The 12,588-nt window shown below is 39.8% G+C and carries 13 protein-coding genes; 7 read left to right on the forward strand and 6 right to left on the reverse strand.

Annotation, left to right across the window (positions count from 1 at the left end):
- Positions 1 to 171 precede the first annotated feature (171 nt).
- From NSQ69_RS23295 to NSQ69_RS23310, 4 genes are all read right to left on the reverse strand, one after another.
- A complete protein-coding gene (locus NSQ69_RS23295; RefSeq protein WP_341099721.1) occupies positions 172 to 2,949 on the reverse strand; it encodes a BclA-related collagen-like exosporium protein in 2,778 nt (925 codons plus the stop codon).
- A 121-nt stretch (positions 2,950 to 3,070) separates the two neighbouring features.
- Entirely contained in the window at positions 3,071 to 3,394 is a 324-nt protein-coding gene (locus NSQ69_RS23300; RefSeq protein WP_002129489.1) for a hypothetical protein, read from the reverse strand.
- A 20-nt stretch (positions 3,395 to 3,414) separates the two neighbouring features.
- Positions 3,415 to 3,639, reverse strand: a complete 225-nt coding sequence (locus tag NSQ69_RS23305; protein WP_000512595.1) for a spore germination protein — start codon at positions 3,637 to 3,639, stop codon at positions 3,415 to 3,417.
- Between the two features lie 76 nt (positions 3,640 to 3,715).
- On the reverse strand, positions 3,716 to 4,021 hold the full coding sequence (locus tag NSQ69_RS23310; RefSeq protein WP_000141214.1) for a rhodanese-like domain-containing protein: 306 nt from the start codon (positions 4,019 to 4,021) through the stop codon (positions 3,716 to 3,718).
- 199 nt (positions 4,022 to 4,220) lie between these two features.
- Between NSQ69_RS23310 and NSQ69_RS23315 the strand changes: the two genes are divergently transcribed.
- Positions 4,221 to 4,403 (forward strand): hypothetical protein, encoded by a 183-nt coding sequence (locus NSQ69_RS23315; protein WP_002129493.1) that lies wholly within the window; start codon positions 4,221 to 4,223, stop codon positions 4,401 to 4,403.
- A gap of 48 nt (positions 4,404 to 4,451) precedes the next feature.
- Here the strand turns inward: NSQ69_RS23315 and NSQ69_RS23320 are convergent, their stop codons facing one another.
- Positions 4,452 to 5,576, reverse strand: coding sequence for an alpha/beta fold hydrolase (locus NSQ69_RS23320; protein WP_328019515.1), 1,125 nt, complete (start codon positions 5,574 to 5,576; stop codon positions 4,452 to 4,454).
- Positions 5,577 to 5,728: 152 nt separating this feature from the next.
- Between NSQ69_RS23320 and NSQ69_RS23325 the strand changes: the two genes are divergently transcribed.
- The 5 genes from NSQ69_RS23325 to NSQ69_RS23345 all read left to right on the forward strand — a co-directional run bounded on the left by NSQ69_RS23325 (position 5,729) and on the right by NSQ69_RS23345 (position 10,937).
- On the forward strand, positions 5,729 to 7,972 hold the full coding sequence (locus NSQ69_RS23325) for a spore germination protein (protein WP_088265221.1): 2,244 nt from the start codon (positions 5,729 to 5,731) through the stop codon (positions 7,970 to 7,972).
- Positions 7,973 to 7,988: 16 nt separating this feature from the next.
- Positions 7,989 to 9,083 carry a spore germination protein gene (locus NSQ69_RS23330; protein WP_002129500.1) on the forward strand — a complete coding sequence of 365 codons (1,095 nt, stop codon included), beginning with the start codon at positions 7,989 to 7,991 and terminating at the stop codon, positions 9,081 to 9,083.
- Positions 9,059 to 10,138, forward strand: a complete 1,080-nt coding sequence (gene gerHC / locus NSQ69_RS23335) for a spore germination protein GerHC (protein ID WP_002129502.1) — start codon at positions 9,059 to 9,061, stop codon at positions 10,136 to 10,138. Before NSQ69_RS23330 ends, gerHC begins: the two co-directional genes overlap by 25 nt.
- Positions 10,139 to 10,230: 92 nt before the next feature.
- Entirely contained in the window at positions 10,231 to 10,416 is a 186-nt protein-coding gene (locus NSQ69_RS23340) for a hypothetical protein (RefSeq protein ID WP_002129504.1), read from the forward strand.
- A 98-nt stretch (positions 10,417 to 10,514) separates the two neighbouring features.
- Positions 10,515 to 10,937, forward strand: a complete 423-nt coding sequence (locus NSQ69_RS23345; protein WP_002034433.1) for a haloacid dehalogenase — start codon at positions 10,515 to 10,517, stop codon at positions 10,935 to 10,937.
- A gap of 44 nt (positions 10,938 to 10,981) precedes the next feature.
- On the opposite strand, the gene NSQ69_RS23350 is transcribed toward NSQ69_RS23345, so the two are convergent.
- On the reverse strand, positions 10,982 to 11,983 hold the full coding sequence (locus tag NSQ69_RS23350; protein WP_341099727.1) for a VrrB protein: 1,002 nt from the start codon (positions 11,981 to 11,983) through the stop codon (positions 10,982 to 10,984).
- Positions 11,984 to 12,149: 166 nt separating this feature from the next.
- Here NSQ69_RS23350 and NSQ69_RS23355 point away from each other — a divergent pair, with 166 nt between their 5' ends.
- Positions 12,150 to 12,578, forward strand: coding sequence for a GNAT family N-acetyltransferase (locus NSQ69_RS23355; RefSeq protein ID WP_341099729.1), 429 nt, complete (start codon positions 12,150 to 12,152; stop codon positions 12,576 to 12,578).
- Positions 12,579 to 12,588: the final 10 nt, after the last annotated feature.

Consider the following 12,588-nt stretch of genomic DNA (forward strand, 5'->3'; position numbering starts at 1 on the left):
ATACCTCTCTTCATTCTATTATAATATATTTTTGAACCGCGATGTTTTTGCTCAAGTGAATAAAGTGAAACTTTAATCAGTGGGGGTTTTGTCCATCCCCACTGATTATTAGCCCACAAATAGAGGGATAAAAAACCTTGAAACATAAAAGTTCCAAGGTTTTTTTGCTTATTAACTTAATCTAATAATAGTTAGAGTAGCTCCTGGCGTTGTCGTAGATAATGTAGCCACTGCAAGTAATCCAAATAACTGTAAACTAATAGCAGAGCCCGCAGCTAAATTACTAATAATTGTCGCATTAAATGAACCTGTAGCCACTGCCGGTGAATTTATTGTTCCTGCTAGCGGACTTCCATTTACAGTTATACGCGAACTTACAAGTAAAGCTGCCGTTATATTAATTGTGTAGGCTATATAATAATTACCTGCATTTGTAACGGTAAACACAGTATTTCCACCACTAACTGTTATTCCCGGTCCAATATTTTGATTGTTCGGTAATGGTATATTCGTACCGCCTAACAACACGGAAATAGCACTTCCTGAAGTATTATTTGCAAAGGAATACGTTGCAGTTGTACTAACTCCAGTCACCCCTGTTGCTCCTGTTGCTCCTGTTGCTCCCGTTGCTCCCGTTGGACCTTGGATTCCTTGTGAACCTGTCGCTCCTGTTGCCCCCGTTGGACCTTGAATTCCTTGTGAACCTGTCGCTCCTGTTACTCCCGTTGGACCTTGAATTCCTTGTGGGCCTTGTGGGCCTGTTGGACCTGTGTCCCCGGTTGGGCCTTGCGGACCTTGTAAACCTTGCACACCTTGCGGACCTGTTGGACCTATTTCTCCTTGCACACCTTGTATTCCGGTTGGGCCTTGTGGACCAGTCGGACCTTGCACTCCTTGTATCCCTTGAATTCCCTGTGGGCCTTGTGCTCCGGTTGCACCTGTTGCCCCTTGTATCCCTTGTGGGCCTTGACCTCCTTGGATTCCTTGAGGACCTGTTGGACCTTGGATTCCTTGCGGGCCTTGAATTCCTTGCGGCCCTTGATCTCCCGTTGCTCCCGTTATACCTTGGATCCCTTGTGGACCTTGAACACCTTGCGGACCGGTTGGGCCTATGTCTCCTTGTACTCCTTGTATTCCTTGTGGACCCTGCAGCCCCGTTGCTCCGGTTGCACCAGTTACTCCAGTTGCTCCGGTCACACCCGTCGCCCCTGTTGCTCCCGTATCTCCTACTCCTCCCGTTACACCTGTCGCTCCTGTCGGACCAGGTGGTCCACCTGATGGACCTGTCACTCCCGTCGGACCTGATGGACCTGTTGGGCCAGTCGGTCCGGCTGGGCCTCCTGATGGACCAGTTACACCTGTTGGACCAGTTACTCCAGTTGCTCCTGTAGTCCCTTCCCCTGTCACCCCTGTTGTACCCGTATCTCCAGTTACTCCTGTCGGCCCTTGGATTCCTTGAATTCCTTGTGGGCCTTGCACTCCTTGCGCACCCGTCGGTCCTTGAATTCCTTGGATACCTTGAACTCCCTGTGGACCCATTGGACCTGTTGGACCTATATCCCCTTGAGTACCTTGCACTCCTTGCGGGCCCTCTGGACCTGTTGCTCCTATATTCCCTTGAACACCTTGAACTCCAGTTGCTCCTTGTGCTCCGGTTGCTCCTGTTATACCTTGAATCCCTTGTATTCCCTGAATTCCTTGTGGGCCTTCTGGACCTGTTACTCCTATTGGTCCTTGAATTCCTTGGATTCCTTGTGGGCCCTCTGGACCTGTTGCTCCAGCTGGTCCTGGCACTCCTTGTATTCCTTGCGGACCCTGAAGTCCTTCTGGGCCTTCTGGGCCTGTTGGTCCTATATCACCCATTGGCCCTTGAATTCCTTGGACTCCTTGTGAGCCTGTGTCCCCGGTTGGACCAGGTACCCCTTGTATTCCTTGTGGGCCTTGATCTCCTGTTGCTCCTGTTATACCTTGATGTCCTATGGCCCCTTGTATACCTTGCGGACCTTGATCTCCAGTTGCCCCCGTTATCCCTTGAATTCCCTGAACCCCTTGGATTCCTTGTTCACCAGTTACTCCTGTCGGACCAGGAATACCTTGAATACCTTGCGGACCTTCTGGACCCGTTGGTCCAATTGGCCCTTGAACCCCTTGTATTCCTTGCAGGCCCTGTGCTCCTGTTTCTCCTGTACTTCCAGTCGGACCTGTATTTCCAGTCACTCCCGCACTTCCAGTTACTCCAGTATTTCCAGTCGCTCCCGTCGCACCTGTACTTCCACTCGGTCCACCTCCTGGCCCTGTCGCACCAGTTGCTCCAGTCGGACCTGGAGGTCCTCCAGATGGGCCAGTTAACCCTGTTGGACCTGTTATTCCAGTCGGACCACTAATCCCCTGACCAGTCGCTCCTGTTGCTCCCGTATTTCCACTCGGTCCTTGTGGGCCTTGTATCCCTTGAGCTCCTTGTATTCCTTGTGAACCTGTTGCACCCGGTACCCCTTGCACTCCTTGAATTCCTTGAGGTCCCTCTGGCCCGGTAGCTCCAATCGGCCCCTGTAATCCCTGTATCCCCTGTATACCTTGTGCCCCAGTCGCTCCGGTCGGACCAATTGGACCTTGTAACCCTTGCACTCCTTGAGGTCCTGTCGCTCCAGTTTCTCCCTGTGGTCCCCTTAATCCTTGTGGGCCCTGCTGTCCTTCTGGTCCTGTTGCACCCATTTGTCCAGCTGGTCCTTGAATCCCTTGCACTCCTTGAGGTCCTGTCGGGCCCTTCTCCCCCATCGGACCTTGAAATCCCCTTGGTCCTTGTGGGCCAGTCGGGCCTTGTGGACCGGTTGGACCAGTAATCCCAATGCCAGTAAATCCCGTTGGAACGGGAGGAAAAGTAGGTCCAATAAGATTCGGTGAAATTCTGAAATTAGAGTTTAATGAATTTTGTCTATCGCGCTCTTTCACACTTTCACCACCTACACACCATCTTTTTTACTTTAAACAAACCTCTTCTTCTTAATATGTATTTACAAAAACAATCTCAAAGACTATTTTTATTCTAAATAATAAAAACTCCCTTAATTCCTTAAGGGAGTCCAGCAGCTGAATCCATATTATCTGTATTAGGGACAGCTTGCGATATACTCGATACATTTGCACCTTGCCCCATATTTGTTCCCGTTACAGTACCAGCAGGGGTACCTCGTGTATAGGTTGTCGTCACCGAATCTCCCGGTTGTAAACAAAGCTTCGTCTCCGTCCCTATTACTGTAACAACGTCAATCCAAGTGCACCCCATTGAACCACTATACGATTTCGAAGCAGTAAATGAAGTATCACTCAAATTATCCCCTGTAAATATATTTCCAGTATTATTAACGATAATAAATTCTTTAATACGTGCAGGCATACTTACACTCTACCTTTCCTTTATGCACCTAATGTACGTGTACTCGTCGCTAATGGCGGAAGAAACACTGATGTTCTAATCACAGCTTCTGGCTGTCGTTTCCCATTTAAAAAAACAGCCGCACTCGATCCTCCAGCACCAGCATATATTTTTGCCACAGCTAAAGGTGAGATATCATAACAGTCGCCAACATTAACAGCTCCTGTATTATTTATAATTTTTACTTTACGCATGTTAATTCCCATTTCGCCTCCCCCTTTTGTATACTGTATGCAAAAGAAAAAAACTTGAAACAAACACGTTTCAAGTTTTTGCAGCTACTTATTTAGTTTCGCCTTCATATTGAAGCATACCGCCAACCATATTCACCGTTTTAAACCCTTGCTCATTTAAATAATGGCATACATTTTCACTACGCATTCCCGAACGGCAAATAAAGATATATTCATTCTCTTTCTCAAAGAAATCCACTTTATTTGGAATATCGCCCATTTTAATATGTACAGCTTCTGGAATTTTCCCTGCCGCTACTTCTTCATCTTCCCTTACATCTACTAAAAATAATGTTTCTCCATTTTCTAAACGCTCTTGCACTTCTTCTGTAGTAATTGTTTTTACTTCTGTCATATGTAGTTCCTCCTTATATACAATAAAACCTTCAGTTTCTTCTTTAAACAATCATTTCTCATCAATTTTAGCACGCGAAGGAAGGAACGCAAAGAATGGAACATTTATTTCTCAATTTTCCAGCAAAACTTATTCTTTACAAACATAACTGACGCATTGTATCCTCAATATACTTGTTTGATGAAAGGAGCCAGTTAAAATGACACTTTTTCTTTTCATTATGGGCATCATTTTCTTAGTTTTTGCAGTTATTGCTCTTAGTATGAAAAATAATAAAAAGATAAAATCCCCTCAAGAAATGTCATTCTTATTTCTATTACTTAGTATAGCTTTCTTCGGTTTATCAATCGCTTCATATATTTTCCGTCTGCAAATCATGTAAAAAAAGGTGCCTACTATAAATCATGCACCTTTCCACATTAATTATTTCCTACACAAAACTAGATACTTTCCGGTTTAAAAACTCATAAATTTTCTTTTCAAATAAATGAACATCTAACGCTCCTGCCATATGCCCATTTATACTTTCTATCTCATATACTTCTGCGTACTTCCCTTGCTTTTGCAAAATGTCTACCATTTTATAATTATAACGAGGTGGCTGAAGTAAATCTTGTTTGCACGGAATCATGAGTACATTCGCTTCTATATTAGAAAGAGCCTCTTCTAAAGAAGAAAATCCATGCGCAATATCATGTAATAAGACTGCTTTCGCAGTGTACATCCACGAATTTGCATCTACTAAATCTATACTTTTGCATGTCACTTTATTAATCTCTTTCTCAAATGATGTTAATGCAGAAAATTCCTGATAAGGTGCCATTTCTATACTGTTCCGCGGGAATGCCGTTTCATAAAAATGTTCATCAAACGCATTCATAAACATCATTCGATTTGCTAAATGAAGACCTTTCGTTGGCTGCTCTTCTCCATACTTTCCACCTTTCCAGTTTGGATCAAGCTGAATTGCTTCAATCGCATTTTGCGCTACATTTCCCGACGTTATAATTGGATTTTGTGGATTCGTAATAACTCCAATCACTCGCTCTACCATATGAGGATAGTGAACAGCCCATTGCTGCGCAATCATCCCACCTGCCGACGGTCCCATTACAGCATGTAGCCTAGCAATCCCCATATCTTTTATTAACTCATATTGCATACGTGCTACATCTAAAAATGTGAAAACTGGAAAATCCATCGCATACTCAAAACCAGTCATCGGATTTATCGATTTTGGTCCCGTTGTAATTACGTAGGGATTCTTCACCTGTACATTACAAAGGTTATCAGTGCATATAACGAAATATTTATTTGTATCAATTGCTTTTCCAGGTCCAATTAATCCATCCCACCAACCAGCTTCCTCATCATGCTCTGTATATTTTCCTGCCGCATGACTTGTTGCACTAAAATAGTGACAAACCAAAATCGCATTTGATCTTTCTCTATTTAAAGTGCCATACATCTCATACCCCATTTGAACAGGAATTTCCCTACCATTTTCAAACACAAATTCTTTTAAAACAAACTTCTCCTTTTTTACAATTTGCACAGACTCGCCTTCTTCCCGTCATATTATGAACTGCTTACTAAAGGATTTTTTCTATACAAACCAATCTCCTCCTTCTTTTCATAAATAAATGAATAATATACAAAATTAGCCACAAAATAGCACTATATTACAAGATCAAAGAGGGCATACATATGATTTGGAATTGGTTACGTAAGAAAAAAAACTCAAATACAAAAGAGACAGATGATTCGAAACAACAGCCAGATGATCAAAAGGAACATAACAAAGATAAGAATGGCGAGCCAAAAAGTACGGAACAAACTGAGGATAATTCTCAAAATAAGCAGCAAAATTCTAAACAAGAGGATAATTCTCAAAACAAGCAGCAAAGTTCTAAACAAGAGGATAATTCTCAAGGTAAGCAGCAAAATTCTAAGCAAGATGATAATTCTCAAGACAAACAACAAAATTCTAAACAAGAGCATTCTTCTCAAAACAAGCAACAAAGTTCTAAACAAGAGGATTCTTCTCAAAACAAACAGCAAGGTTCTAAACAAGAGGACTCTTCTCAAGACAAACAGCAAAGTTCTAAACAAGAGGATTCTTCTCAAGACAAACAGCAAAACTCTAAACAAGAGGATAATTCTCAAAACAAACAACAAAGTTCTAAGCAAGAGGATTCTTCTCAAAACAAACAGCAAGGTTCTAAACAAGAGGACTCTTCTCAAGACAAACAGCAAAGTTCTAAACAAGAGGATTCTTCTCAAGACAAACAGCAAAGTTCTAAACAAGGTGATTCTTCTCAAAACAAACAGCAAAATTCTAAGCAAGATAATACTTCTCAAAACAAGCAGCAAAATTCTAAGCAAGATGATACTTCTCAAAACAAACAGCAAAATTCTAAGCAAGATGATACTTCTCAAAACAAACAGCAAAGCTCAGGAAGTAACAGCATTTATGACTTTAGCAAACCAGAAAGTGACCATATTCATTCTCTACAAGATTTAATAGAGAAGATGAAACAGTCTAGTGACTTTGTTAATTACCATACATCTGACGATGACACGATGCCTTATTGGATTTCTTACTATCGTCCTTCACTTGATGGTGAGAAATTGCAAAAGTATTTAATGCCTACTCTTTTGGAACGTCCTTGCGCTCCATTAGAAGAATTAAAAGAACATATTCCAATGAGTGGTATAACGATTACGAACGACTTACAAAAAATTGAGGACATGGTTTTAAAGGGACATGCAATTATTCAATTAAATCAGCAAGATCAAAAATGTATGCTTGCAAACATTGCAATTGATAATTATCGTGCACCAACTCCTCCATTAAATGAATCCACCGTTATCGGGCCACAAGAAGGATTCGTAGAAGATATTGATACGAATATTAATTTAGTACGAAAACGTCTTCCTGTTTTAGATTTACACACAAAAGAGATGATTATTGGAGAGTTTTCAAAAACAAAGGTTGTCATGATGTATTTAGACAACCTTGCCGAAAAAGATAATGTAGACTTTCTAGAAGAATCACTTCGAGCTCTTGAATATGATCAAATTAACGATAGTGCTTATATACAGGAATTAATGGGTGAAAAGTCAATTTTTCCTCTCTATATAAATACAGAACGCACTGATAGAGTCACAAAAGCACTTATTGATGGAAAAATCGCTATTTTTGTTGATGGTTCTCCAAGTGTCCTATTAACGCCTGTATCATATTTCGATTTTTTCATTTCACCAGAAGACTATAACGTATCTTGGCTATACGCGACATTTTCAAGAATATTACGCCTTATCGCAGTTCTATTCTCAATTTGTGCCACACCGCTATATGTCGCTATTTTAAATTATCATTACGAGCTCATTCCAAGTGATTTGCTTGAAACATTGATTTTATCAAGGGCACAAGTACCCTTCCCACCTTTAATCGAGGCGCTCTTTTTAGAATTAGCCATTGATTTATTAAGAGAAGCTGGCGCGCGATTACCAATGAAAGTTGGACAAACACTAGGTATTGTAGGCGGTATTGTAATTGGGCAAGCATCTGTACAAGCTGGTTTAACGAGTAATATTTTATTAATTATCGTTGCTTTATCAGCGTTAGCTTCCTTTATTACACCCATTTATAAAATGGGTAACGCTGTTCGTTTACTACGTTTCCCATTTCTCTCATTTGCAGAAATAGGTGGGCTCTTCGGTATATCTCTTGGATTTATCTTTTTATTTACCCATTTGTTTAGACTTACTTCTTTACGTAAGCCGTACGCTCTCTTTTATCCAACGAGACAACAATCCTTTAAAGATTCTTGGATTCGTTTTCCATTAACAATGATTGATACTCGAGATGTTCAAGCAAGACCGCAACACGTAAAGAAAGCAACTAATGGAATTTCTACAAAACATACGTCAGATTTTGATGATTAAGAAATGAGGTGCATCGATGAGTAAAATTAAAGCAGAACACCAAATATCACCCGTCTTCGTTTTCTTTTTAATTCACGGTGCACAATTTGGTGCTGGTGTTCTCGGATTCGCTCGAATCATTGCAAAAGCCGCTGGATACGACGGCTGGATGGGCGTTCTAATCACAGGAATCTGTATCCATATTCTTATATGGATGATGTATTTCTTATTAAAAGAAACAAACGGGAATTTAATCGACTTACATCGGCAAACATTTGGAAAGTGGCTAGGAAACGGCATTAATATCATCTTTGCTGCTTATTTTTTAATCGTCAGTATTTCCGTCATTCGAACATACGTTGAAATTATTCAAGTGTGGATGTTTCCTACCGCTTCCACTTGGATGTTAACACTATTTTTATGCTTAGTTAGCTATTACATTATCTCTTCTGGATTTCGTGTAATTACCGGCATTTGTGTCATCTCAGTTGGTGGTACATTAGGATATTTATTTCTTAGCCTATTCGTTTTGAAATACTCTCATTGGCCTAATTTACTCCCTATATTCACACATTCTTTTTCAGATATTTTAAAAGCCGCTCAACTGTCAATCTACAGTATGACCGGTTTTGAGGTTTACCTCATGGTTTATCCATTTGTGAAAAACCCTAAACAATCTCATAAATTCGCTCAATATGGGGCACTATTTTCAAACCTACTATATTTATTTAGTACCCTTTTAGCCTTTGCGTTTTTTAGTGAAAAACAATTATTAAAAACAATATGGTCCCAACTTTCTATGACCCAAGTCATTCAATTACCATTCATAGAAAGGCTAGAATATATTGCAATTTCAGCTTATGCACTCGTTATTATTACAAGCTTTATCCTTCCTTTATGGTCGGCAACGAGAGCAACTCACGAAATATTCCGTGTAAAACAAAGAGGTGTTCTAATCGCTTTCATCTTTATCACTCTCATTGTTTCACAACTTTTAACAAACAGGCACGATATTAATAATTTTATTAGTAACGCATCAAAAGTTAGTTTTTGGCTCATTTATGTATACATCCCAATCCTATTTATTATTGTGTGGGTGAAAAGAAAATGGAAAAAATCAAAAGAAAATTAATACTTATTTCTTGTATAGCACTTTTTAGTTTAACTGGATGTTTACAAAAAAATATTATCGATGATGTACAACTTATTCAAGGAACCGTTTTTGATACAGCAAAGGATAATAAAATAAAAGTAACATTCGTTTGTCCCATTCAGAAAAAAGGAAATAAAGTTCAAGTTTTTGAAGGCAGCGCAAATGCGGTAAAACAAGTAAAAGCAGACACATCTTTAGAATCTTCTCAACCATTTGCTAGCGGACAAATGCGTGTTGCTCTATATACTATACGACTTGCAAAAAAAGGAATGTCTACTTCATTCGATACATTACTTCGAGATGTGAATATAGGGAACGCTTTATATGTTGCTTTACTTGAAGGTAATGGTACTGAACTTTTAAAAGGGAAATATACGACTTCATACAACGTTGCAATTTATATAAAAAAATTGTTAGAGCATAACATGGAAACTGGTCCTTTACCAACGGATAATCTGCATGTAGGAGCATTCCGTTATTATCAAGAAGGGCAAGACTACTATATTCCAATTTTAAAGAAACATGGTGATAAAATAAAAATCACCGGAATTGGTCTTTTTAAAAAGGATAAATATATCGATAAAATTGCGGAAAAAGATATGTTCATATTTAAAGGACTATTAGAGAAACATAAATTAGATTCACATGAATTTAAAACAGATTCTGCGTACGTAATGATTAATAATATTCGTTCTGTTCCAACTTACGATATAAAGATTAAAAACGGAAAGCCTTCTTTTTTCATTCACGTTCATCTTGATGCACGTATTCAAGAACTATCGAAGCAAATTAACTTAGAAAATAACAAGAACACAAAAAACATTGAAAAAAATGTACAAAAACAATTAGATACACAAGCTGCTAAATTAATTAAGCAGTTTAAATCTTTAGGCGTCGATCCTCTCGGGCTAGGAGCTAAATATAAGCAACATTATCGTCCATTTAAATTAGAAGAGTGGAAAAAAATGTACAAAGATGTCCCTGTTAAAATAAAATACACCATAAATATTACAAATTCTGGTGTAATTGAATAAGTTAACGATTGAACTCCCCTCTCTGGCATGGTACAACGGAGAGGGGAGTTTTTATTTTTAAATAGAGAAAAGGGATATTTACGGGGGAGCTTATGTCTAAAAAATTAGTAAAACCTATTTTAAATGGTATTTTATTTCTCGGCGTCTTTTTATTTGCTCATACATACTTAAAAAATGTTTCTTTCACACGTTATTTACTTGTAGTTATACCAATGCTACTCATCGGAATGTTTGGCATCGATCTTATTTTATCCGTTTTAATTAAGAAAGAAGAATAACGAGCGAACATCTTATTTCTCATAAGATGTTCTTTTTATTTAATAACTACCTTATGTTACAATAAAATTCGGCATAACGTAAGAAAGGATGAAACAACATGACAAACGAAAAAGGTTTAGATAAAGGATACGAACTTGTTGCAAAAATGCATGAAGAATTCGGACATCCTGTGACAAGTACTCCAACAAAACTAACAGAAGAGCGTGCAAAAATTCGTGCTAGCTTTATGCAAGAAGAGCTAGAAGAATTTCTAGAAGCAACAACTGTTGAAGATCAATATGATGCACTTATTGACCTTATTTACTTTGCATTCGGAACGTTTGCAGAAATGGGCGTACGTCCAGATAAAGGATTCGAAATTGTAAACAATGCTAACATGGCAAAACTATTCCCTGATGGAAAGCCTCGATTCCGCGAGGGCGACGGCAAAATTATGAAACCAGAAGGATGGCAAGCACCGGAACCACAACTTCGTGCGGAAATCGAACGCCAACGTCAAGAGGCAGAAAAAAACTGCTAGGATCTCCTAGCAGTTTTTTATTATGTCTTTTTTCCTTTGGTCTATTAATGACCCACGTGTCCCGCGTGTCCTGCTGCTCCTGCAGTACCAGCTGCTGCTCCTGCTGCCGTTCCTGCTCCAATTCCACCTGCCCAAGGCTGTTGTTGCTGCTGATACTGTTGGTATTGTTGTTGACCTTGATGTTGTTGTTGACCTTGATGTTGGTGTTGACCTTGGTGATGATGTTGACCTTGGTGATGATGTTGACCTTGGTGATGATGTTGACCTTGGTGATGGTGTTGACCTTGGTGATGATGTTGACCTTGGTGATGATGTTGGCCTTGGTGATGGTGTTGACCTTGATGAGTTTGATAAAGGACAGCCTGCGGGTGAATTTGATGATGACCTTGGTGATGTACTTGTTGCTGATGGTGGCCGTGGTGATCTTGATGACCGTGGTGCTGATGGTGACCGTGGTGCTGATGGTGGCCTTGGTGATGGTGTTGGTGTGTTTGGAAAAGAACAGCCTGCGGATGAATTTGATGATGACCATGATGATGTACTTGTTGTTGATGATGACCGTGGTGCTGATGATGGCCTTGGTGACCATGATGGCCGTGTTGTTGATGATGGCCATGATGCTGATGATGACCGTGGTGCTGATGATGACCGTGTTGTTGATGATGGCCGTGATGCTCATGATGACCGTGAACACCTTGAGGGAATCCGCCGATTCCACCAGCTACAACACCAACGCCAGGTACAGGAAATCCTGTTTGTACACCGCCAACGAAAGATGGAAATGTAGTTGGCATACCTACAGGCACTCCTCCTTGTGTACCTCCTACTACTGCTGGAAATCCTGTTTGCACTCCAGCTACTGACGTTGGGAATCCTGTTTGTACACCCGCCACTGACGTCGGAAATCCTCCAGCTGCTCCTCCCATCCAACTTGGGATTCCGCCATATCCGTGTTGACCATCTCCTCCCATAAACATCATTTGTCCATAACTATCCGATCCACCTCCGAAGAAGCCATGTGGTGCATTATTGTCCATCCCTTTCATTCCTTTCACCTCTTCTGCTCAATTTAACCTACCTTTTTTATCATATTTCCTATAGAAGAATAGGTGTTTGTCTATATAGGAATTCCGCACCTTTTTCTTCGTTCTCCATTCATGATAGGATTAATTGACTGATTATTTTTCTTTCACTTGAAAGGGGGCATTTCCATTGAAGAACATAGCAAAAGCTTCCATCGACGATTTAGATTCAATCGTACATATAGATGTTAATGTAATCGGAGACGATAGTAGACGAGATTATATTAAACACGCTATTGATGAAGGAACCTGCATCATTGTAAAAGAGGACAATTCCATTTCTGGTTTTCTAACATACGATACAAATTTCTTTGGTTATACTTTCCTCTCATTAATCATTGTTTCGCCAACGAAAAGAAGACAAGGTCATGCAAGCTCATTAATCTCATATATGTTAAGACATTCTCCTACTCAAAAAATATTTTCTTCAACGAACAAATCGAATACAAATATGCAAAAAGTTTTTAAAGCAAATGGATTTATGCGTAGTGGAATGATCGAAAACTTAGATGAAGGTGATCCTGAGCTTATTTTTCACGCAAAAAAGCTCAGAGCATAAACGCTCTGAG

Origin of the sequence: Bacillus sp. FSL R10-2201 (genome assembly GCF_038008665.1) — a bacterium.
Lineage (GTDB): Bacteria > Bacillota > Bacilli > Bacillales > Bacillaceae_G > Bacillus_A > Bacillus_A mycoides.